This window comes from Dongshaea marina (assembly GCF_003072645.1).
Lineage (GTDB): Bacteria > Pseudomonadota > Gammaproteobacteria > Enterobacterales > Aeromonadaceae > Dongshaea > Dongshaea marina.
Window position 1 is genome coordinate 304,391 of record NZ_CP028897.1, and the last position, 23,305, is coordinate 327,695.

At 53.3% G+C, this 23,305-nt stretch carries 13 protein-coding genes, 3 tRNA genes and 3 rRNA genes; 15 read left to right on the forward strand and 4 right to left on the reverse strand.

Annotated elements, in window-relative coordinates; translation table 11 throughout:
• Positions 1-67: 67 nt before the first annotated feature.
• On the reverse strand, positions 68-790 hold the full coding sequence (pgeF, locus tag DB847_RS01620) for a peptidoglycan editing factor PgeF (RefSeq protein ID WP_108649146.1): 723 nt from the start codon (positions 788-790) through the stop codon (positions 68-70).
• Complete coding sequence (rluD, locus tag DB847_RS01625; RefSeq protein ID WP_108649147.1) at positions 781-1,761, reverse strand: 23S rRNA pseudouridine(1911/1915/1917) synthase RluD; 981 nt, start codon at positions 1,759-1,761, stop codon at positions 781-783. The genes pgeF and rluD overlap by 10 nt, the downstream gene beginning before the upstream one ends.
• Positions 1,762-1,877: 116 nt before the next feature.
• On the opposite strand from rluD, the gene DB847_RS01630 reads away from it, so the two are divergent.
• From DB847_RS01630 to DB847_RS01660, 7 genes are all read left to right on the forward strand, one after another.
• Positions 1,878-2,615, forward strand: a complete 738-nt coding sequence (locus DB847_RS01630; protein ID WP_108649148.1) for an outer membrane protein assembly factor BamD — start codon at positions 1,878-1,880, stop codon at positions 2,613-2,615.
• A 636-nt stretch (positions 2,616-3,251) separates the two neighbouring features.
• A 16S ribosomal RNA gene (locus DB847_RS01635) occupies positions 3,252-4,791 on the forward strand.
• Between the two features lie 66 nt (positions 4,792-4,857).
• Positions 4,858-4,934 (forward strand) — tRNA-Ile (locus tag DB847_RS01640).
• 97 nt (positions 4,935-5,031) lie between these two features.
• A tRNA-Ala gene (locus DB847_RS01645) sits at positions 5,032-5,107 on the forward strand.
• Between the two features lie 194 nt (positions 5,108-5,301).
• Positions 5,302-8,193, forward strand: a 23S ribosomal RNA gene (locus tag DB847_RS01650).
• Positions 8,194-8,264: 71 nt separating this feature from the next.
• Positions 8,265-8,379: ribosomal RNA gene (rrf, locus tag DB847_RS01655) — 5S ribosomal RNA — on the forward strand.
• The 16S, 23S and 5S rRNA genes sit together here with 3 tRNA genes alongside, the layout of an rRNA operon.
• A gap of 48 nt (positions 8,380-8,427) precedes the next feature.
• Positions 8,428-8,504, forward strand: a tRNA-Asp gene (locus DB847_RS01660).
• A 112-nt stretch (positions 8,505-8,616) separates the two neighbouring features.
• Here the strand turns inward: DB847_RS01660 and DB847_RS01665 are convergent.
• Complete coding sequence (locus DB847_RS01665; protein WP_108649149.1) at positions 8,617-9,384, reverse strand: AraC family transcriptional regulator; 768 nt, start codon at positions 9,382-9,384, stop codon at positions 8,617-8,619.
• Positions 9,385-9,483: 99 nt separating this feature from the next.
• Here DB847_RS01665 and DB847_RS01670 point away from each other — a divergent pair, with 99 nt between their 5' ends.
• Both DB847_RS01670 and DB847_RS01675 read left to right on the forward strand, forming a co-directional pair.
• The gene (locus DB847_RS01670; RefSeq protein ID WP_108649150.1) at positions 9,484-10,386 is read left to right on the forward strand and encodes a DMT family transporter; all 903 of its coding nucleotides are present in this window, start codon (positions 9,484-9,486) and stop codon (positions 10,384-10,386) included.
• A gap of 95 nt (positions 10,387-10,481) precedes the next feature.
• A complete protein-coding gene (locus DB847_RS01675) occupies positions 10,482-11,054 on the forward strand; it encodes a hypothetical protein (protein ID WP_108649151.1) in 573 nt (190 codons plus the stop codon).
• A 102-nt stretch (positions 11,055-11,156) separates the two neighbouring features.
• On the opposite strand, the gene DB847_RS01680 is transcribed toward DB847_RS01675, so the two are convergent.
• Entirely contained in the window at positions 11,157-14,321 is a 3,165-nt protein-coding gene (locus tag DB847_RS01680) for an HD domain-containing phosphohydrolase (protein ID WP_159084327.1), read from the reverse strand.
• Between the two features lie 103 nt (positions 14,322-14,424).
• Between DB847_RS01680 and recC the strand changes: the two genes are divergently transcribed.
• Genes recC through DB847_RS25280 form a run of 6 tightly spaced genes read left to right on the forward strand, consistent with a single transcriptional unit; the run spans position 14,425 to position 23,288 of the window.
• Positions 14,425-17,751, forward strand: a complete 3,327-nt coding sequence (recC, locus tag DB847_RS01685; RefSeq protein ID WP_108649153.1) for an exodeoxyribonuclease V subunit gamma — start codon at positions 14,425-14,427, stop codon at positions 17,749-17,751.
• Positions 17,748-18,293, forward strand: coding sequence for a UvrD-helicase domain-containing protein (locus tag DB847_RS01690; RefSeq protein ID WP_108649154.1), 546 nt, complete (start codon positions 17,748-17,750; stop codon positions 18,291-18,293). Before recC ends, DB847_RS01690 begins: the two co-directional genes overlap by 4 nt.
• Positions 18,275-20,341, forward strand: a complete 2,067-nt coding sequence (locus DB847_RS01695; RefSeq protein WP_159084328.1) for a 3'-5' exonuclease — start codon at positions 18,275-18,277, stop codon at positions 20,339-20,341. Before DB847_RS01690 ends, DB847_RS01695 begins: the two co-directional genes overlap by 19 nt.
• Positions 20,290-21,300 carry a PD-(D/E)XK nuclease family protein gene (locus DB847_RS01700; RefSeq protein WP_234418479.1) on the forward strand — a complete coding sequence of 337 codons (1,011 nt, stop codon included), beginning with the start codon at positions 20,290-20,292 and terminating at the stop codon, positions 21,298-21,300. Before DB847_RS01695 ends, DB847_RS01700 begins: the two co-directional genes overlap by 52 nt.
• Positions 21,301-23,145, forward strand: a complete 1,845-nt coding sequence (recD, locus tag DB847_RS01705; RefSeq protein WP_234418480.1) for an exodeoxyribonuclease V subunit alpha — start codon at positions 21,301-21,303, stop codon at positions 23,143-23,145. It begins immediately after the preceding gene.
• The gene (locus DB847_RS25280) at positions 23,142-23,288 is read left to right on the forward strand and encodes a hypothetical protein (RefSeq protein ID WP_234418481.1); all 147 of its coding nucleotides are present in this window, start codon (positions 23,142-23,144) and stop codon (positions 23,286-23,288) included. Before recD ends, DB847_RS25280 begins: the two co-directional genes overlap by 4 nt.
• Positions 23,289-23,305: the final 17 nt, after the last annotated feature.

The following is a 23,305-nucleotide window of genomic DNA, read 5'->3' on the forward strand; positions in this document are numbered from 1 at the left end:
TGGCTTTTGCCTATGCCCTGGATATGAGGACACGGAGCTCATTTTTCAAGCTTTGTTATAAAAAAAACTAATCAAACCAGATCAGGGAGGCCATTCTCCCGGTTTCACCATCCCGGCGATAGGAGTAAAAGCGTTCAGGATCCGAATAGGTGCACAGTCCACTCTTGTAGATCTGCTCAACACCATAGTGCTGTAGGCGCTGCATCGCCAGCTTCTCCAGTGAGCCGTACCAGCGCTCACCCTTTTGGATAAAAGCATCAATGGCTTCAGGCTGTTTGTTGCAAAACGCCTCAACCACCTCCGGGCCGACTTCAAAGCATTCAGGGCCGATCGCCGGACCAAGCCAGGCCATCAGCTCCCGGGGTGGCCCCAGTCTGGCGGCCGCCTTCTCAATGATCCCGCCGCACAGGCCGCGCCACCCGGCATGGATGGCACTGACACCCTGACCATCAAGCCTGCATAACAGGACCGGCAGACAGTCCGCGGTCATCACCACACAGGCCAGGTTTGGATGAAAACTATAGCTGCCATCGGCACTGCTTCTCGCCTGGATACCCGACGTGAGTTCAAGCAGTTCCGTCCCATGTACCTGATCCAGCCAGCAAGGCTGAGCATCTCCAAGCAGCTCCTGAAGTCGCTGGCGATTTTGTGCGACGTCCTGAGGCTCATCTCCAACGTGCGTGCCCAGATTCAGGTTTTGGTAGATGCCTCGGCTCACACCACCCTGACGGGTGGTGCTAAAGGCATGGACATTGGCCGGGGCGGGCCAGTCGGGAGTGATCACAGCCAATCGATCTGATCCCGGTTAAGCTCTTTATCTTCACGCAGCACATCTAACAGATGAACCATGTCTTGAGGCGTCTCGGCGTTCCACTGCATCATCTCGCCCGTGACCGGATGTTTGAGCTGGAGCATGGTGGCGTGTAGGGCCTGACGCTTAAATCCTCGCAGAGTTTGGGTTAGTTCTTCAGAGGAGTGGGTCGGCAGTTGCAAACGCCCACCATACAGAGGGTCACCCACCAGGGGATGACGCAGATGAGCCATGTGCACCCGGATCTGGTGGGTCCGGCCACTTTCCAGACGTAATCTCAGATAAGTGTGGGCCCGAAAATGCTCGGCAATCCGATAGTGGGTCACCGCCGGCTTACCGAAAGGCGTGACCGCCATACAGGTCCGCTTGCGCGAGTGGCGACCGATCGGCTCGTCAACGCTGCCTCCTGCCGTGATATGACCTATGGCAACCGCCTCATATTCACGAGTGATCAAGCGATCCTGCAGGGCTGCGACCAGGGCCGTCTGAGAAATAATGGTACGGGCGACTACCATCAAGCCCGTGGTATCTTTATCCAGCCGGTGCACAATGCCGGCCCGCGGGACATCCGAAAGCTCAGGATAGCGGTGCAGCAGGCCATTGAGCACGGTTCCATCCGGGGTGCCTGCTCCGGGATGGACCACCAGACCGGCAGGCTTATTGATGACGATCAGTTGATCATCTTCATAAACCACATCAAGCTCGATTGGCTGCGGCTCCCAACGACCCTCATCCTCTATGGTGACATCAATGGTCACCACCTGTCCGACGGTGACCTTCTCTCTGGGCTTGTTGATGGGGGAGCCATCAAGGTGCACCACGCCATCCTGGATCCAGGATTTTATCCGGCTGCGGGAATAGTCACTGAAAAGATCAGCAAGGACCTGGTCCAGACGTTGGCCGTGATGTTGTGGCTGGATCTCTCCAGTAAGTTGTATCTGTTGGCTCATTGACTCTCTCTTGAGCTATCATTGTTTCTCTAAATATAAGTTAGCCATTTTAGCTTTTCTTTTGTCCAAGCTTAAAGGATACTTTGCCAACAAAATTAAAAGGTGTAGATAAACTCATGGGAAATAAGCTTCGTCTGCTACTGATCACGGCTCTGGTTGCCTTTGTTGTCACAGGATGCTCATCCACTAAGAAGGTGATCGCCGATAAATCCCCCGATATTCTCTATCAAGAGGCGCAACAGCAGCTCAAAGATGGTGATTTTGCCGGAGCGATTGATGTACTGGAAGCGCTTGACTCCCGTTACCCCTTCGGAGCTTACTCGAAGCAGGTCCAGCTTGAACTGATCTATGCCTATTACAAAAAAGGGGATACGGCCCAGGCCCTGGCGAATATTGATCGCTTCATCCGCCTGAACCCAACCGACCCCTCCATTGATTATGTCTACTATATGCGTGGCCTGACCGACATGGCGGCAGATAGTAACTTCCTGCAGGATCTGTTCAACATGGATCGCTTCGATCGCGATCCTGCTTATTCGCGTCAGGCCTTTGCGGATTTCAAGCTGCTGCTGACTCAATATCCCAATAGCCGTTATGCGGCGGACGCCAGAGCTCGGATGATCTTCCTCAAAGACAGGCTGGCCCGTTACGACCTGGCGGTTGCTGACTATTACTTCAGACGTGGTGCCTTCGTTGCGGCGGCCAACCGTGGCAAGCAGGTGGTGAAGCTCTATCCGGATACCCCTCAGTTAAAGCCTGCACTTGAGATCATGATCAAGTCCTACCAGAAGCTTGGAATGAGCGATCTGGAGAAGGATGCGCAAAAGGTGTTGCAGGATAATAGCCGCAGCTAGATTTGGGACCTTCTATATAGACGAGTAAAAGGTGGGCTTAGCCCGCCTTTTCTTTTTTCTGAGCGATGAAGAGAGAGCTTCCGGGTAGCTTCAGCCTCTAATACTGCGGCAGTAGCCTGCAGACATGCCACTCACTCGCCTATCGAACTCAAGGGTGTCGACTATCATCACCGGTAGACTCTGGCTGTCTGGTATCACTATCTCTTCTTCAAGAACATAGAAAGCTGACTCAAAGTGGGCTTGAGCCGTAAGCGGCAGTTGCTTTAGTTCTCTACTTATTGGAACAGTTACTTTGTTGAGGGGCTGAAGTTAAGTTTCTGTGTGAATAATGATCGAAAAAATGCCTTTAAACTGTCTTTTGTATGCTTTTTGAGCGAACGAAAAAAACTTTATAAAAACCCCTTGCGCCGGGAAACGAGATCTCTATAATGCGCTCTCACTGACGGGGCACACGGCGACAAACGCTGAGTGTTCAAGGTCAAAACCTTAACGAGATTAAGGTTCGCTCTTTAAAAATTAGAACAGGCAATCTGTGTGGGCACTCGCAATGAATTGAAGCGATAAAACATATTTTATCTCTTTCTATTGTTGAGTGACTATATAAGTTAATTCAGTGATTAAAGAGAGCAATGATTTAAATTGAAGAGTTTGATCATGGCTCAGATTGAACGCTGGCGGCAGGCCTAACACATGCAAGTCGAGCGGAAACGAGGAGTAGCTTGCTACTTCGGCGTCGAGCGGCGGACGGGTGAGTAATGCATAGAAATCTGCCCAGTTGAGGGGGATAACCACTGGAAACGGTGGCTAATACCGCATAAGCCCTTCGGGGGAAAGAGGGGACCTTCGGGCCTCTTGCGATTGGATGAGTCTATGTGAGATTAGCTAGTTGGTGAGGTAAAGGCTCACCAAGGCGACGATCTCTAGCTGGTTTGAGAGGATGATCAGCCACACTGGGACTGAGACACGGCCCAGACTCCTACGGGAGGCAGCAGTGGGGAATATTGCACAATGGGGGAAACCCTGATGCAGCCATGCCGCGTGTGTGAAGAAGGCCTTCGGGTTGTAAAGCACTTTCAGCGAGGAGGAAAGGGTGCGTATTAATACTACGTATCTGTGACGTTACTCGCAGAAGAAGCACCGGCTAACTCCGTGCCAGCAGCCGCGGTAATACGGAGGGTGCAAGCGTTAATCGGAATTACTGGGCGTAAAGCGCATGCAGGTGGTCTGTTAAGCCAGATGTGAAAGCCCGGGGCTCAACCCCGGAATAGCATTTGGAACTGGCAGACTAGAGTCCTGGAGAGGGGGGTAGAATTTCCGGTGTAGCGGTGAAATGCGTAGAGATCGGAAGGAATACCAGTGGCGAAGGCGGCCCCCTGGTCAGAGACTGACACTCAGATGCGAAAGCGTGGGGAGCAAACAGGATTAGATACCCTGGTAGTCCACGCTGTAAACGATGTCAACTTGAAGCTTGTGACTATAAGTTGTGGGTTTCGGAGCTAACGCGTTAAGTTGACCGCCTGGGGAGTACGGCCGCAAGGTTAAAACTCAAATGAATTGACGGGGGCCCGCACAAGCGGTGGAGCATGTGGTTTAATTCGATGCAACGCGAAGAACCTTACCACCCCTTGACATACTGAGAATTTTCCAGAGATGGATTAGTGCCTTCGGGAACTCAGATACAGGTGCTGCATGGCTGTCGTCAGCTCGTGTCGTGAGATGTTGGGTTAAGTCCCGCAACGAGCGCAACCCTTGTTCACAGTTACCATCATTAAGTTGGGGACTCTGTGGAGACTGCCGGTGATAAACCGGAGGAAGGTGGGGACGACGTCAAGTCATCATGGCCCTTACGGGGTGGGCTACACACGTGCTACAATGGCGGATACAAAGGGCAGCGAACTCGCGAGGGTAAGCGAATCCCATAAAGTCCGTCGTAGTCCGGATTGGAGTCTGCAACTCGACTCCATGAAGTCGGAATCGCTAGTAATCGTGAATCAGAATGTCACGGTGAATACGTTCCCGGGCCTTGTACACACCGCCCGTCACACCATGGGAGTGGGTTGCAAAAGAAGTAGGTAGCTTAACCTTCGGGAGGGCGCTTACCACTTTGTGATTCATGACTGGGGTGAAGTCGTAACAAGGTAACCCTAGGGGAACCTGGGGTTGGATCACCTCCTTACCTATGCGCTTTATCATGCTAGTGTCCACACAGATTGTACTGTTCGATTTATATAAGAGTTTCTATGGGTCTGTAGCTCAGTTGGTTAGAGCGCACCCCTGATAAGGGTGAGGTCGGTAGTTCAAATCTACTCAGACCCACCAATTCATTCCGATGCATCGTTATGAAAATCGTCGCTTAGTGAACTAATCGTCCTCATTTCATGCCTTGTCTCGAAAGGAATTGGTATGACATAGAGTTGGGGCTATAGCTCAGCTGGGAGAGCGCCTGCTTTGCACGCAGGAGGTCTGCGGTTCGATCCCGCATAGCTCCACCAATTCTCGAGAAGTCAGAGAGATGCATTGATGTATCTCTGTGACTTTTCTTGTATAGAAAGTCTTGTTCTTTAAAAATCTGGAAAGCTGATTAAATTCAAAGTTCTTTAGACATAACAAGTGTCTTGGAAACTTGAGGCGGAAAACAACTAATACATTAGTTGCTTTATGACCCTGAGTTCATTTGGGGTTGTATGGTTAAGTGACTAAGCGTACACGGTGGATGCCTTGGCAATCAGAGGCGATGAAGGACGTGCTAACCTGCGAAAAGGGTTGGTGAGCTGGTAAGAAGCGTTATAGCCAACCATGTCCGAATGGGGAAACCCACTCACTTTAGTGAGTATCTCATGCTGAATACATAGGCATGTAGAGGCGAACCCGGGGAACTGAAACATCTAAGTACCCGGAGGAAAAGAAATCAACCGAGATTCCCTAAGTAGCGGCGAGCGAACGGGGATTAGCCCTTAAGTTTGATATGAGCAAGTGGAACGGTCTGGAAAGTCCGGCAATAGAGGGTGATAGCCCCGTACACGTAAGCGAATATTGAATGAAATCGAGTAGGTCGGGACACGTGGTATCTTGACTGAACATGGGGGGACCATCCTCCAAGGCTAAATACTCCTGATTGACCGATAGTGAACCAGTACCGTGAGGGAAAGGCGAAAAGAACCCCTGTGAGGGGAGTGAAATAGAACCTGAAACCGTGTACGTACAAGCAGTGGGAGCATCCTTCGGGGTGTGACTGCGTACCTTTTGTATAATGGGTCAGCGAGTTACTTTCAGTGGCGAGGTTAACCGAATAGGGGAGCCGTAGGGAAACCGAGTCTTAACTGGGCGAATAGTCGCTGGGAGTAGACCCGAAACCCGGTGATCTAGCCATGGGCAGGTTGAAGGTTGAGTAACATCAACTGGAGGACCGAACCCACTAACGTTGCAAAGTTAGGGGATGACCTGTGGCTGGGGGTGAAAGGCCAATCAAACCGGGAGATAGCTGGTTCTCCCCGAAAGCTATTTAGGTAGCGCCTCGGACGAATACTATTGGGGGTAGAGCACTGTTTCGGCTAGGGGGTCATCCCGACTTACCAACCCGATGCAAACTCCGAATACCAATAAGTACTATCCGGGAGACACACAGCGGGTGCTAACGTTCGTTGTGGAGAGGGAAACAACCCAGACCGCCAGCTAAGGTCCCAAAGTTATCACTAAGTGGGAAACGATGTGGGAAGGCCCAGACAGCCAGGATGTTGGCTTAGAAGCAGCCATCATTTAAAGAAAGCGTAATAGCTCACTGGTCGAGTCGGCCTGCGCGGAAGATGTAACGGGGCTAAGTGATACACCGAAGCTGCGGCAGCATACTAGTTATGCTGGGTAGGGGAGCGTTCTGTAAGCCTGTGAAGGTGGATTGAGAAGTCTGCTGGAGGTATCAGAAGTGCGAATGCTGACATGAGTAACGATAATGGGGGTGAAAAACCTCCACGCCGAAAGACCAAGGGTTCCTGTCCAACGTTAATCGGGGCAGGGTGAGTCGACCCCTAAGGCGAGGCCGAAAGGCGTAGTCGATGGGAAACAGGTTAATATTCCTGTACTCGCTGTAATTGCGATGGAGGGACGGAGAAGGTTAGGTGGGCCAGGCGTTGGTTGTCCTGGTGAAAGTGCGTAGGCTGAGTGTTTAGGTAAATCCGGACGCTCATTAGGCTGAGACACGAGACGAACATCCTACGGGATGGAAGCCATTGATACCCTGCTTCCGGGAAAAGCTTCTAAGCTTCAGATTACAGAGAATCGTACCCCAAACCGACACAGGTGGTCGGGTAGAGAATACCAAGGCGCTTGAGAGAACTCGGGTGAAGGAACTAGGCAAAATAGTACCGTAACTTCGGGAGAAGGTACGCCGCTGATGGTGAAGTCCCTTGCGGATGGAGCTGTCGGTGGTCGCAGTGACCAGGTGGCTGGGACTGTTTATCAAAAACACAGCACTGTGCAAACTCGAAAGAGGACGTATACGGTGTGACACCTGCCCGGTGCCGGAAGGTTAATTGATGTCGTTATCCCTCGGGAGAAGCGGTTGATCGAAGCCCCGGTAAACGGCGGCCGTAACTATAACGGTCCTAAGGTAGCGAAATTCCTTGTCGGGTAAGTTCCGACCTGCACGAATGGTGTAACCATGGCCACGCTGTCTCCACCCGAGACTCAGTGAAATTGAAATCGCTGTGAAGATGCAGTGTACCCGCGGCTAGACGGAAAGACCCCGTGAACCTTTACTACAGCTTGGCACTGAACATTGAGCCTGCATGTGCAGGATAGGTGGGAGGCTTCGAAGCGGTAACGCCAGTTATCGTGGAGCCATCCTTGAAATACCACCCTTGCATGTTTGATGTTCTAACCTCGGTCCATTATCTGGATTAGGGACAGTGTCTGGTGGGTAGTTTGACTGGGGCGGTCTCCTCCCAAAGAGTAACGGAGGAGCACGAAGGTGGGCTAAGTACGGTCGGACATCGTACGGTTAGTGCAATGGCATAAGCCCGCTTAACTGCGAGACAGACACGTCGAGCAGGTACGAAAGTAGGTCATAGTGATCCGGTGGTTCTGAATGGAAGGGCCATCGCTCAACGGATAAAAGGTACTCCGGGGATAACAGGCTGATACCGCCCAAGAGTTCATATCGACGGCGGTGTTTGGCACCTCGATGTCGGCTCATCACATCCTGGGGCTGGAGCAGGTCCCAAGGGTATGGCTGTTCGCCATTTAAAGTGGTACGCGAGCTGGGTTCAGAACGTCGTGAGACAGTTCGGTCCCTATCTGCCGTGGGCGTTGGATGATTGAGAGGAGTTGCTCCTAGTACGAGAGGACCGGAGTGAACACACCTCTGGTGTTCGGGTTGTCACGCCAGTGGCACTGCCCGGTAGCTACGTGTGGAACTGATAACCGCTGAAAGCATCTAAGCGGGAAGCAGGCCTCAAGATGAGTCATCCCTAAGACTATAAGTCTTCTGAAGGGCCGTCCGAGACTAGGACGTTGATAGGCAGGGTGTGTAAGCGTTGTGAGGCGTTGAGCTAACCTGTACTAATGACCCGAGAGGCTTAACCATACAACACCCAAGTGAGAGACGCTTGTGTGTCTTGAGAACGAATTAATCACTTTCTGGATTTAAGTTTTTTGTCTGGCGACCATAGCGCGGTGGCCCCACCTGATCCCATTCCGAACTCAGAAGTGAAACGCCGTAGCGCCGATGGTAGTGTGGGGGTTCCCATGTGAGAGTAGGTCATCGCCAGACTTTGATTTTAGTTTTCAGATTTTCGAAAAATCTGAAGGCAAAAAGTTTGGAGCGGTAGTTCAGTTGGTTAGAATACCGGCCTGTCACGCCGGGGGTCGCGGGTTCGAGTCCCGTCCGCTCCGCCATTATCCGAGAAGCCTCATCGAAAGATGAGGCTTTTTTCGTTTATGAACTCCGAACCTTTCCTGTTTCGTTTCTGCAGTTCGTCCACTTCTTGCGTGATGCCACAAAGATGCCTTACTGGTGCCATTGCCTGCTGTACTGCTCGGGTGAGGTTCCGGCATGGCGACGGAACATGCTGATAAAGGCTGATGATGAGCTGTAACCCAGCTCAAAGGCGATCTCCTGGATGGAGTGCGACTCCTTTAACAGGCGGAGTGCGGTGATAAAGCGTAGTCGCTGACGCCATTCATTAAATGTCATCCCGAGCTCCTTCTGGCAGTGGCGAGCCAGGGTTCTCTCCGTGGTAAAAGCGCTTTGTGCCCACTGTTTCTGGCTGCGGCTGTCTCCCGGATGCTCCTGAAGATAGCTGAGAATGGGAGCCAGCAATTTGTTTTGTGTGTTAGGCAGATAGCGAGCGATACAGGGGGCCTCTTCCAATTGATCGATCAACACCCTTGCCATCCGGCGCTGCTTATCGTTTTCGAGATGACTGAGCCCGAGGGTCGAGAATTTTTTCAAAAGCTCCCGGGTCAAGGGCTCCAGAGCCAGGATGCAGGGCTTATCGGGGAGCTGTCCCAGAGCCGGATCGATATAGATAGAGCAGTAGAGCTGAGTTTGTTTATACAGGCTTGAGTGCTCCACATCGGCTGGAACCCAGATCCCATAGTCACTTGGAGCGATCAGCTTCTCATCTGTAATCAGGATCTCCATGATCCCCTGATCAATTGTATTGAGCTGTCCCCATGGGTGACTGTGGGGCGGGATCTCTGTGGTTTGATGAAACATCTCGTACTGAAAACACAGAGGAGATGAAAACTCACTGATGGGCTGGTAGTTTGCCATGATCTTGTCCGATGCGTCGTATACTGTGTCTTAAATTCATTATTCATATTAAATGGGTCATGGCAATCTAGGGCCTCTTATCATTTCTGAGTCACCCCTATGAATCTTATGCTCCCTCTGCTGGCCGTACTCTTTTGGTCAGGCAATATGATTGTGAATAAACTTGCCGTCGGGGCTATCTCTCCCGAGGCTATCTCCTTTTATCGCTGGTTTTTAGCGGCTCTGATCCTGACACCTTTTTGTCTGCCGCAGCTACTTCGCCATTGGCCCCAGGTAAAGGCTAACTGGTGGCGCCTGTTTATTTTAGGTGGGCTCGGGATGGTGATGTTTCAGTGCCTGGCCTATGTTGCGGCTGAGACCATTAGCGCCACTGAGATTAGTGTGATGGTGGCGCTTCTACCCGTGTTTACCCTGCTGTTGGGGGCTGCCCTGTTTCGACATAAGCTAAGCACTTCCGGGGTTATCGGTTCACTCATTTCTTTGGCCGGGGTTGTGCTCCTTGTGAGCAAAGGCTCGCCGATGAAGCTTGTGACCCATGGCTTGGTTATGGGAGATGCCCTGATGCTGTTAGCCGTGACCAGTTACTCTCTGTATAGCCTGCTGTTAAAGCAGTGGAAGATGGATCTTCCGGTCTGGGTCTCTCTGTATGGCCAGGTCGTATGGGCTGTGCTGCTACTGGTTCCTGTTTTCCTGCATTCACAAGATTATCAGATCCATGGTAAGGCCTGGGGTCTTATCGGTTATGCGGGATTGCTGGCCTCATTGGCGGCACCCTACCTGTGGATGCATGGTGTCGCTCGACTTGGGGCGAGCCGGGCCACTATTTTTATGAACCTTATTCCGGTATTCAGTGCGATTTTGGCGATGCTTATTCTTGGAGAGAGGTTAGGGGAGATTGAGCTGCTTGGTTCTGCCATGACCATCTGTGGAGTACTTGTTTCCCAGATCTGGAGTCTGGTTGGTGCCAAGGAGATCAAGGTTCCGGCTGGTGAAGCCTGCTAACGCTAACTTAAGTCGTCTGTAACTCGGTTATTTTTTGCCTTATCCGGATAATATGGTAAAAGCTCAGTTGGAAAACGTAATCGAGGAAGTTAAAGATGGGATACCCGGGTGGTGCAAGGTGGATGACTCCGGTGGCGGCTGGTCTGCTACTGTTAATTGGTGCTGGGCAGGCCGTTGCCGGTGACAGGCCGGATCCGGGTTGGATCAATTACAGCATGGGTTATAGCAGCACCCATTCCAGCATGCATGGCTTCGCCAATACCCTGGCAATTAATGGCAAGACGGATGACAATCACTTCTGGTCGCTGGGGATCGATGGGACTTCCAGCAGTGGGCAGCTATTTAATGACTGTGCGATGACGGGGTTATTTAACTCCTCTTGTGGTAATGGTTCTGATGGCTATGCTTCGGCGGGCTCCCTGCGTTATGGAGTGATTGGCCAGGGGGCTCTAGGCTTTGCCACCATGAGCCTTGGCCCCTCTTATGTTCAGGGCCGCCAGGAGGGGAGCAATGAATCGACCAACCGCGAGCTTGGCCTGGCGCTGGAGAGTCAGATCATGTGGAGCATGAGTCGTCACTTTGCCCTTGGGCTAGTGGTGTTTGGCAACGTGAATGGCAGTAACTCGTTTGCCGGAGCGGGCCTCAACCTGGCTATCACCGATCTATAAGCATCTGCTTGGCATATACCTTTATACACCAAAAGCTATGCCTGCATGGATGCAGGCATAACGAGCTTAGAGGCTTTGGCCACTCCAGCTTAAAACCCGGTGTTACTGCTTCAGATACCTAGCGATCTCCACCTCATCAATCTGCTCCCTGTCCAAGTAGCGTTCGGCGTATTTCAGGTAAACACCCTCGGTGAGAAATAGCTCAAAACAATCGCGATCGATCTGCTTGTTCTGCACCTTTTTGTAAAGAATATCGATGGCTACACTGATCGAGTTTGCCTTCTTGTAGGGGCGATCGGAGGCGGTCAGGGCTTCGAATATGTCGGCAATACAGAGTAATCGCTCGGGGATGCTTAGTTGCTCACCCGATAGCTGACGTGGGTAACCACTTCCATCCATCGCTTCGTGGTGGGTCGAGGCATAGCGAGGAACATTTTTCATCTCCTCGGGGAAGGGCAGGCTTTCCAGCATTCCGATAGTACTATTGATGTGCTCATTGATCTTGAAGCGCTCCTCCGGGGTGAGGGTTCCACGGGAGATAGAGAGGTTGTATATTTCTCCCTGGTTGTAGAGGTGCTCAGGTCTTTGCATATTGATGCCGAACTTTGAATCATAGTCCGTTGAGTCCGAGCCAGAGTGCAGGGTGATATGCTCCGGTTTATCTGCCAGCAGCTTTTCTGTTACTGGCAGGGATGATGCTTCGCCCTCGGGTAAGCGGCGTTCCTCAACGGGTGACAGGCCAATCCGATCGTCAAACTGCCGCAGCCATCTCTTTTCTCCTATCTCTGTAAGTCGCTGCTTTTTGTCATCATCCAGGAACTCTCCACCGATATTACACTCGGCGACAAATTTAAAGTCGGACTGTAGCTGGGCCTGCTGGCTGGTTAATTCAGCCTGAAGTTGCTGCTGCTTCTCAGGGCTCTCCATGAGCTTTTTCAGATAGGCCAGCTCTGCATCCCTGAATAAGACTTCGAAGCGCATCCGGATCTCATGGATCCGGTTGTATATGGTTTCCAGTTTGCTGCCTTTATCGACGACATGCTCAGGCGTGGTGATCTTGCCACAGTCATGGAGCCAGGCCGCGGTGCGGTACTCTCGCCATTGAGTTTCATCGTCCAGCTGAAACTCTTTAAAAGCCGTGGCTTCACTACGGGTTGCGGCATCGGCAAGCATGAGGGCAAGCTCGGGGACTCTCTCACAGTGACCCGCGGTATAGGGCGATTTGTCATCGATGGCCCGGGCAATCAACTGGATAATCGCATCCATCAGCTCTCTCTGGGCGAGTTGATGTGCCTGAATGGAGTCTGACATCTTAACCATCGACTCAGAAAGCTCGCCCAATTCCCGGATATGGGTGGGGACAAGGCGTACCTCGTTAAACTTCAGTCGCCGAACTTTATCATTTTCGTCGGCCAGCAGTCGCACCGGGCGCACGATGGGGTTAGCGAACAGCCACGACATGGGCAGTAGCAGTAACAACAGGGCGGCGGTGATCAGAATCGAGAAGGTGATCTTTTCTTTGAAGGGCGCCATGACCGTATTGACCGGGGTCAGGATCCCTATGTATAGCGAGTTGCTGGCCGATCTCCCTGTCTGGGTGGCATAGATAAAGTACTGTTTCCCATGGATCGAGGTTTCAGCCAGTTTTCCTCGTAACTCAGGAGCATGGGCTATGTTTAGCAATACCTTGGAGGGAACGGTCTGAGCGTAGCTCTGCTCTTTGCTACCCCCTCCGGTTAACCATTTGTCGTTCAGCTCTTCGCTGCGCTGCTCCAGGGCCGCGTCGATTGCCCGGTCCAGCAGCTTTCTCAGCATGGGTTTATCGCTTGCAGAGAAAATATGTAGTTTATCCGGGGTGTGAGCCAGTCCCATGCTGATGTCATCGTTAAATACCACGCCTTCGATGTAATAGTGGCGGACCAGGTAGCGCATGATGGCTCCCATATCGAGCATGGCATCGGCCTTACCTGCGGCGACCTTTTTTATTCCGTCGAGGGTGGAGGAGACTTCGAGGATATTTAACCGGGGGTGAGCTTTTCTGACCAGTGGCAGGATTGACCATCCGCTGGGAATTGCCAGGGTTTTTCCATTAAGATCGTCCAGGCTGTGGACCGGGGGAGCCCCTTTGCGGGTCAGAACGGCAAAGGGCAAGGATACATAGGATTTTCCAGGCAGACCCCATGCCCGGTTGTTGTCGGTCAGCGCTACCGAATGCAACAGATCAAGTTCGCCCTCTCTGAACATTTTTACCAGTTCAGGCCAGGTGTAGCCGTTCACAAATTTAACCGGGATCCCCAGGCTTTTTGCCAGGGTGGATACCAGATCAATGGAATAACCGCTGGGCTTACCCTGCTGGGTATAGTCGATGGGGGGCCAGTCCTGTTCACTGGAGGATTTGAGGGTTCCAAGGGAGCTCAGGTATGCTCGCTCATCCGGGGTCAGTACTATCTTGGGAGCTGGTGGAGTGCGGCTCTGCTGTTGGTGGGAAACATCGGATGCGACCACCAGACCCTCGGCGTTATAAAGATAGATATCGCTATTATCTGATACCCGGAGGCTATCCAGATAGTGAGAGATGGTCGAGAGCGTCATATCTATCCCAACCACGCCCTTTCTATTAGTGAGCTGCTTGGATACTGTGTAGCCGGGAACCCCGAGATGTGAAAACAGGTATGGATCGGAGATCTCGACCCTTCCCGAATCTATCGCTTTGCGGTACCAGGGGCGGATTGTGGCGTTGTAGCTGGCTGGCTCTGAGCGTGTTGCTCGAGGCTTTAACCCATCGTCCAGATAGCGGAAAATCCGCTGTTGCCCACCATCCATGTTGCGCACCGACAGAGTTACCCAACGGTCAGAGGGCAGGGCCAGCAGTTTTTTTCGCGCATTCGGATTGGTATTGAGATTGATGACCTCGAAGAGAGTTCCGTCAGGCCTGCCCACGTAAACACCATAGAGCAGAGGGTTTTCCTGCAGCACTTTGGTAAAAAATTTTATTTGTGCCATTTTGCGATGTGGGGATTGCAGATCAGAGTTATCGGCGAGCAACGCAATTACACTGCTATTGATTCTGTTGATCCCTTCGAGCTTAAGGGCGACGTTATTGGCGGTGGCAGTGTAGAGGTTTGTTGCTGCATCCCGGGCCATGGAGGCACTGAAGTAGTACTGTAGCCCGATGGCGACCGTTGCAATCAGGGTGGTTGCCAGGATAAAGACTGCGACAACTGTGAGTCGAATCGAGGAGCAGATCTGAGTGGGTCTGAATTTCATCGATAGGTGATCCTTCATATGTATCGTGTATTAACAGGGTATAGATTTTGTCAGTGCTGTGCCGGGGCCCTCTATACCGTTAAGCATTGCACCCAGGCTGGCGATGGCTCACAATCGACAGTCTCACCTGTTGCCCGGAATTGTTATGCTCACTCTCTACCAATCTAATCAGCTGGATATCCTTAAATCTTTGCTGGCCAGCCAGCTATCCTCTGCGAACGATGGTGATCCATTCGCTCAGGAGAACGTTTTGGTTCAGAGTCCCGGAATGTCTCAATGGCTTAAGCTCGAGCTTGCCACCGAGCTTGGTGTCTGTGCCAACATCCAGTTCCCTCTGGCTGCAACCTTTATCTGGAAACTCTTCACTTCACTTCTGCCTGAAGTGCCTGCTCGCAGCGCTTTCAGTAAGGAGGCGATGAGCTGGCACCTGATGTCTGTGCTGGACGACTTTTCTGATGATCCCAGATTCGCCACCATTAGTCACTACCAGCACGATGGTGATCCCCTCAAGCGCTATCAGCTATGTGTTATGATAGCCGATCTCTTTGATCAATATCAGGTTTATCGTCCGGAGTGGATTCTGGGCTGGGAGCAGGGCGATGACAGCGTGGCGGAATCTCAGCCCTGGCAGCCGGTGTTGTGGCGAGCCCTGCTTGAGCGGATCCGCAGCCTGGATCTCTCTCTTTATCACAGGGCGTCACTCTATGAGCGTTTTGTGAAGCTGCTCAAGGTCTATCCGCCTAAGGCGCTTCCAGAAAGACTGTTTGTGTTTGGGATCTCAGCTCTTCCCCCTCAGTATTTGCAACTGCTCAGCCAACTCTCTAGCCATGTAGAGATCCACCTGTTTCAGCTCAACCCCTGTAATCGTTACTGGGGGGATCTGATGGATGCGCAGCAACTGCTGGCTCTGGGGCTGGATGAGGCGAGCATGGGACACCCTCTGCTGGCATCGATGGGCAAGCTTGGGCGTGATCACTTAAGGCAGCTGGCAGAGACGGATTGCCGGCAGATTGATGCTTTCTCTGAGCCTTATCCGTTAAATGGGGCGGTAGGACTGAACCTGCTGCAACAGGTTCAGTCCGACATTCTGAATCTGCATAACCGGGCGCCTTTGCATCTTAGCGCCGAGCTGGTGAAGAGTAGTCAGCATAAGACGGAGCTCGCAGAAGATGACAGAAGCATACAGTTGCATCTGTGTCATAGCCCGCTGCGGGAGGCGGAGGTGTTGCATGATCAGTTGCTGGATCTATTCGAGCAGGATCCTGAGCTTTCACCGCGTGATGTGGTGGTGATGATGCCGGATGTCAACAGCTACGCCCCCTTCATTCAGGCTGTTTTTTCTGCTGCGCCACGTGAACGCTATATTCCCTTTGCGATTGCGGATCTGGCCGCTTCTCAGGAGGCGCCGCTGATAGGTAACTTTCTGCGCCTGCTTAAACTTGGTCAGAGCCGCTTTAGCTGTAGTGAGGTGCTGGAGCTTCTGGAGATCCCGGCGGTGATGGGACGTTTTGCTCTTAAACAGGATCAGTTTGACAGGCTCAAGCGCTGGGTGGAGGACTCTGGTGTTCGCTGGGGGCTGGATGCAAGGGATGGTGAGCGCTTTGGTATCGGCTCTGAGCTTAGCAACAGCTGGGAATTTGGACTGCAGCGCATGATGCTGGGAATGGCCTGTGGCGGAGATAACCTTTATCAGGAGATCCTTCCCTATGATGGCATTGAGGGGCTGGAGTCGGCGACCCTGGGCAAACTGGCCCAGTTTATCTCGACCCTCAAAAACCTGCTGCAGGAGTTTCAAACGCCACGCTCCGTTGAGGAGTGGCAAGGCTTTATCCTGGCGTTGCTGGAGGAGTTCTATCTCGGTGATGATGAGAGTGAGGGGGCGCTGCAGCTGATTCGTGACGAGTTGCAAAAGCTGGGTGAAATCCTGGCTGAAAGCCGCTACCGGCAGGGACTGCCGATCGAGATCCTGAGTTACCATTTTGAGCAGAGACTTAATGAATCCCACTCCGGACACCGCTTCTTAGCGGGACGGGTTAACTTCTGTACCCTGATGCCGATGCGCTCAATTCCTTTCAAGGTGGTCTGCCTGCTTGGAATGAACGATGGTGCTTACCCGCGTTCAATCGCGCCCTCAAGCTTTGACCTGATGATTGAGCACCCCTGTCTGGGGGATCGTTCACGGCGTGATGATGATCGCTACCTGTTTCTGGAAGCCCTGATGTCTGCTCAGCAGCAGCTTTATATATCCCTGGTTGGCTTCAGCCACAAGGATAATAGTGAGCGAGTTCCCTCTGTGCTGGTGAGTGAACTGCTCGAGTATATCGGCCAGGGTTTTTGTTTGGCTGATGACAGGGATCTCGATCTGCAGACAAGCAGCGAAAGGCTGCAGAAGCACCTGTCTGTCGCCCACTCCCTGACACCCTGGAACAGTGACTATTATCGGCTCGATACCCGGCGTGCCCACTCCTGGGTTGCCGAGTGGCTGAGCGTGGTGCGTGGCCAGGGAGAGCCCGGAGTGTTTATCGATGGGGCGCTGCCGGAAGTGGATCCCTCGGAGAGGCTTGCTGAGCTTGAGCTGGCCGATCTATTGCGGTTTTACCGGGATCCTATTCGCTACTGGTTCAACCGCCGTCTCAATATCTACTTCTCACAGCAGCTGGCGGCTCAGGAGAATGATGAGCCCTTTGAATTGGATGCTCTGGCACAGTATCAGCTTCGTGAACAGCTCCTGGAAGCATCTTTACAAGATCAAGCCGGTTTGATGATGCAGCAAAAACAGCTGCACTCCGGGCACCTTCCCGGAGGCGTTTTCGGGCCTTTACAGGCCCAGAGCCTGCTGCAGAGCGTACAACCTCTGGTACAGCAGGTCTCTCCCTGGTTGCAAAGCTGCACCGGGCGCTGTGAGGTAAGAATCGAATTAAGTGCACAACGCCTGACGGGGTGGCTCAGAGGTGCCGGAGACAATACTCTGCTGCGTTATCGAAGCGGTGGGCTGCATGGTAAGTATCTCTTAGGTTACTGGATAGAGCATCTTTGCATGACGCTGTCGACCCAGTCTGAGATCACAACCCGTATTTTTGGTCGCAGCAAAGAGGATGTCAGGAGCCTGTGGTTTAAGCCCGTAGAGATACCTAAGGCCCGAGAACTCCTTGAGCAGCTGATTGATGGATATTGGCAGGGGCAGTGTGCTCCGATGTGGCTTCGTCCCTCCAGTGGCGTTGAATTTCTGCAATCCGAGCCGGAAAAGGCCCAGGCGAATCTGATGGCCGCATTTAAGGGGGATTTCAATCGCATTGGGGAGTGTGAGGACCCCTATCTCAGGCGATTACTGGTCGACTGTGAAGAGGAGGCGATCCTGATGAGCCAGCAGCAGCTGGCCCGGGACTACCTGAGCGAGATGCTTAATCACCTTGAGGAGGCGGGAGAATGACTCAGCAACTGGATCCGATGCGTTTTCCGCTGCAGGGGCGGGCATTGATTGAGGCTTCGGCCGGAACAGGAAAGACCTATACCATTACCGGGCTGGTGCTGCGCTTATTGCTGGGGCACGGCGATAGGGATACGGCGTTTGTTCGGCCATTGACGGTGGAGCAGATCCTGGTGGTGACCTTTACCGAGGCGGCGACCGAGGAGCTGAAGTCCAGGATCCGCAGCCGGATTCAACAGGCGCGGATGGCATTTTTGCTGGGGGAGAGCGATGATCCTCTCCTGAAGCAGCTTCTTGAAGAGTGCCCGGATCACTCGCTGCAGGCCCAGCGTTTGCTGTTGGCTGAGCAGTCGATGGATCAGGCGGCGATCTTTACTATTCACGGTTTTTGCTCGCGGATGCTGGGCCAGTTTGCGATCGAATCTGGTTCCCCCTGGATCAGGGATTCACCAATGATGAACAGCAGATCCTGTTTGAGGCGGTTGCAGATTACTGGCGTAACCGCTGTTATCCGATGGAGGAGATGTTGGCCCGGGAGGTATTAAAACTCTGGTCGGGCCCGGATGCGTTATTGAAGGCGCTGCGTCCCTATGTCGGAAGCCATGAGCTTGAGATCCAGGTGGCCGAACCTGGTTCGCTGGAGGAGCGAATCACTCTGCTGACCGGGCTGATCGACTCAATTCGCCAGCAATGGCAGGAGCAGCGTGAGCAGGTGATCGAGCAGACCGATGGCAGGGTCTCGCGCTATACGGGAAATAACTACGCAAAGTGGTTGGGAGTGATCGATCTCTGGGCTGCGAGTAACCAACGAACACTGTCGGTCCCCAAGGAGCTATTTAAATTTTCGGCGTCGACTCTGGTTCAGAAGCTTAAGAAGGGGCAACCGAGCCCAACACTTGAGATATTCGATGTCATTGAGCGGCTTGAGAGTCTCCCGAGAACCCTGGCTGACGTGCTGTTTGCCGAGGCACTTGTTGAGGTTAGAGAGCGCTTTAAGCGTGGCAAGGAGCGCCTGCACCAGAGAACCTTTGATGATCTGCTGACCGGCCTGGATCAGGGACTCGTTGCTGAGGGAGGTGAGGCGTTGGCCCGGCAGATCCTTAACCTCTATCCGGTGGCGCTGATCGATGAGTTTCAGGATACGGATCCGCTTCAATATCGGATCTTTAGCCGTATCTATTCGGCGCAGGAGCCTCTGGGTCTTTTTATGATCGGCGATCCCAAGCAGGCGATCTATGCGTTTCGCGGGGCGGATATCTTCACCTATATTCAGGCGCGCCGGGAGGTGACCGACCACTTCACCCTGGGAACCAACTATCGCTCGACCCGTAGCATGGTTGAGACGGTCAACCTGCTATTCGATGAGGCGGAGCAACGCAGTGAGCGTGGCGCCTTTATCTTCAATCGGGATATCAGTTTTAGTGCGGTGAATGCAGCGGATAAAAGTGCTCCCTTGCGACTCGACGACGAGCTCTACCCTTCGCTGAACTTTAGCTACTATGACGACGGCGAAGAGATCAACCTTGAAACCTACCGGGATGTGATGGCGAAGGCCTGCGCCCGGGAGATAGGCTCTTTGCTGCAGGCAGGGCTGGAGGGGCGTGCCCGGATCAACCAACAGGCGCTAAAGCCCAAAGATATAGCGATCCTGGTGCGCAGCAAGCATGAGGCCGCCCTGGTTCGCCAGGAGCTAAGAAAGCTAAATATTCCGAGTGTCTATCTCTCCGAGCGCGATAGTGTATTCGAGACCCGCCTTGCCTCTGAGCTACTTTTGCTGTTGCAGGCGGTGCTCTCCTGTGAGAATGAAACCCGGATCCGCTCAGCCCTGGCGACCCGGTTGCTGGGCGTTAGTGCCGATGAGTTGGAGCGTTTCAGAACCGACGAAGCTCTATGGGATCATGAGATGCAACGTTTTGCCCACTACCGTTGGCAGTGGGAGCGTTTCGGTATTTTGGTGATGCTGCGACGGTTGATTTTTGAGCGGGAGCTGGCGGCTCGGCTACTGGGGCTAGAGGGGGGAGAGCGGGATCTCACCGATCTTTTGCATCTGGGAGAGCTATTGCAGCAGGCTCAGATCACCCAGGAGGGGGCTCACGCCCTACTGCGCTGGTTTGAAACTCAGTTACAACGTCCTAATCAGGAGCATAAGGATCAGCAGCTCAGGCTGGAATCGGAGCGAGAGCTCTTAAAAGTGGTCACCATTCATAAATCCAAGGGGCTCGAATATCCTCTGGTGTTTGCTCCCTTTGTATGTGCGGTGCGTAGTAAGGCCCCCAAGGAGACCCTTTATCATAGAGAGCAGCAGATCCTGCTGGAGCTGAACGCCTCGGATGAGGCAAAAGAGCTGGCCGAGCAGGAGCGCCTCGCCGAAGAGTTGCGACTCTTGTATGTTGCCCTGACCCGGGCAGCTTGTGCCTGCTGGATAGGAGTTGCCCCCTCAAGGGACTTAAAAATAAAAAAACCGGTGGTTACGATACTGTGCTTCACCGAAGCGGTCTCGGGTATTTGCTACAGCATGGTGAGATACGAGATAAGCAGGGGTTGGAGCGGGCTCTGCATGAGCTGGCCAATAAGCATCCCGAGATCGAGGTGAGTGAACCTCAGCTCACGGAGATCCCTGCTCTACAGTGGGATGATGCGCTCCCGGAGCAGGAGTATGCGGCCAAGCATGTGAGTGAATCTCTGATCAGGCGTCTTGGGGATCGCTGGGATATCGGCTCTTACTCATCCCTGGCCCATGGTCAGAGTGGTGCGGAGCGCCCCTTTGACTGGAAGCTGATCGATGCTGAATCATTTGTCGGGGATGCCGGTAGTGAACAGAGCCAGGAGCCATCGTTGCAGTTGCCGCGAGGAGCCCGATTCGGCACCTTTTTGCACTCTATTTTTGAAGAGATAGATTTTGCGATCTCCGGCCCTAAGCTTCGGGAGTATCTGCTGCAAAAGCTTGCCAGTGAAGGGATGGAGCCAGAGTTGTGCGAGCCGATGGCACAGATGGTGGAGGGGGTGTTGCACTGTCCTTTGCAATCTGGACTGAGCCTGGCTGCGCTTCCGAGTGAAGATCGCCTGGTTGAGATGGAGTTCTGGCTGCCGGTTGCTGAACTTGATGCGCGTTCACTGAGCCAGCTGTGTCGCCGCTATGATCCCCTGTCCCGAGAGGGTGAGGGGCTGAGCTTTCGTCAGCTCAAGGGGATGCTCAAGGGGTTTATCGATCTGACGTTCCGCTTTGAGGGGCGCTATTACCTGCTTGATTATAAGTCGAACTACCTGGGCGACGAAGAGGAGGCGTATCACCCGGACAGACTGGGGGAGGCGATGCTGGCGCACCGTTACGATCTCCAGTATCAGCTGTATGCCCTGGCTCTGCACCGGATGCTCAAACAGCGAATCGCCGACTATGATTTTGAGCGCCATTTTGGCGGTGTTTATTACCTGTTTGCCCGGGGGATGACCCCCAATCACCCCGAGCTCGGAGTTTTTCACTGTCGTCCCTGTGCAGAGCTGGTGGAAGGATTGGATGCACTGTTTGCCGGAGCCGAGTTGGGAGAGGTTTAGATGTGGGAGATTCTTGAAAACTTATGTCGTGAACAGAGACTGCAGTGGGTCGATCTACATTTTGCCAGGTTCTGCCTGCAGTTTGAGTCCAGGGAGCCGCTACTGGTGTTGGCGGCTCTGGTCAGCCGGGAGCTGTCCCGTGGCCATGTCTGCCTGAAGCTGACAAAGCTTAAGCCGTTTTGCACAGAGTACCCCGAGCTTGAACCCTGGCTCGGTGAGATCTCAGGTTCATCGATGTTTGCCGATTCACTGCTGCTGGCTGAACATGGCCCTCTGTGTTTTGAATTTGAGCGATTGTACCTGCGCCGCTATCGCAACTATGAGCAATCGATCGCCGATTTTTTATTAGAGGCATCCGGGGATGCAGCCAGTATCGATATTCATGACAGCCTGCAGCGACTGTTTGCCAAAGATAGCAACAGGTTATGGCAGCAGTTACAAAAGTTGCGTCTGGAAGGGGCCCTGGAGTCTGCCCAGGTGTGTTCGCTGTTGGATATCGTTGAGCCCGAGCGGGTTGCTATGCCTGAGTTACTGGAGCAGCTCAACCGGGCGGGCGGCCCTGCAGATCTCGAGAGCCTGCTCCGGCAGCTCGATCCTGGAGCCTGTTTTGACGGACAGCAGGTTGGAGCCGCGGTGGCGACCCGTCAGCGCTTTACCCTGATCTCTGGAGGACCCGGCACCGGAAAAACCACGACTGTGGTCAAGTTGCTGGCTCTGTATATTGAGCAGCAGCGTAGCCTGGGCAGCGAGCCCCTGATCCGTATGGTTGCTCCTACCGGAAAGGCTGCGGCTCGCCTGAGCGAGTCCGTTGGGATGGCCCTGGATACACTGCCTCTGAATGATGATGTTCGCCAGCTCCTGCCAAGGCAGGCCAGCACCATTCACCGCCTGCTGGGTGTAGTTCCCCATCAGCAGGGGTTTCGTCATAACAGGGATAACCCCCTGCACCTTGATCTATTGGTGGTGGATGAGGCCTCCATGGTGGATCTGGCGATGATGGCTAAGCTTATCGATGCTCTTCCCCGGGGAGCCCGGCTTATCCTGCTGGGAGATAGAGATCAGTTAGCTTCGGTCGAGGCTGGTGCTGTATTGGCGGATATTTTCAGTTTTGCCGAGGCGGGTTACAGCCCGCAGCAGGTTGAGTGGTTAAACCGGCAAACCGGTTTTTCGCTAAAGCCTGGATCCCGGAGCCTTAGTCCGATTCAGGATAGCCTGTGTCTGCTCAATAAGAGTTACCGTTTTGATCAACATTCCGGGATTGGACAGCTGGCCCGAGCGGTGAACTCAGGAAGTGCGACACAGCTGGAGTCGGTTCTTGGCAGAGGCTTTTCAGATATCTCAGTTTACTCGCTTGGCGGTGCTCAGCTGCTGGCTCAGACGGTGCATGGATATCGGCCTTACCTGCAGCGGATGCCAGATACGGCTCAGGATGAGAGCAGGATCCGTGAGTTATTGAGCGCTTATCAGGGGTTTCGGGTGCTGGTGGCCTTGCGCGAGGGCCCCTTTGGTTTAAACACCATTAATCAGCAGGTCGAGCAGCAGCTGACCAAGGCTGGTTTGATCCGTCCCGAAGCCGGACGGGAGTGGTATGAGGGGCGGCCTGTGATGATTGAGCGTAATGATCATGGACTGGGACTTTACAACGGTGATATAGGGATCTGCCTCAAAGACTCCCAGGAGAAGCTCAGGGTGTACTTTGAGATGGCGGATGGCAAGCTGCGCTCTTTTTTACCAGGGAGACTGCCGGAGCATACCACAGCCTACGCGATGACGATTCATAAGTCCCAGGGATCTGAGTTCGCTGAGGTGTTGATGCTACTCCCCCCAAGGAGGGCTCTTTGTTGACTCGTGAGCTCCTGTATACAGGGATCACCCGCAGCAAGCAGAGGCTGCATCTGTATGCAAATGTTCAGTTGTTATCCAGGGCGATTCGCCGTCAGACCGAGCGTTTCTCCGGGCTGAGTCAGCGACTGACACTGGGTTCCTGAGCCTGGGAATCGCCTGG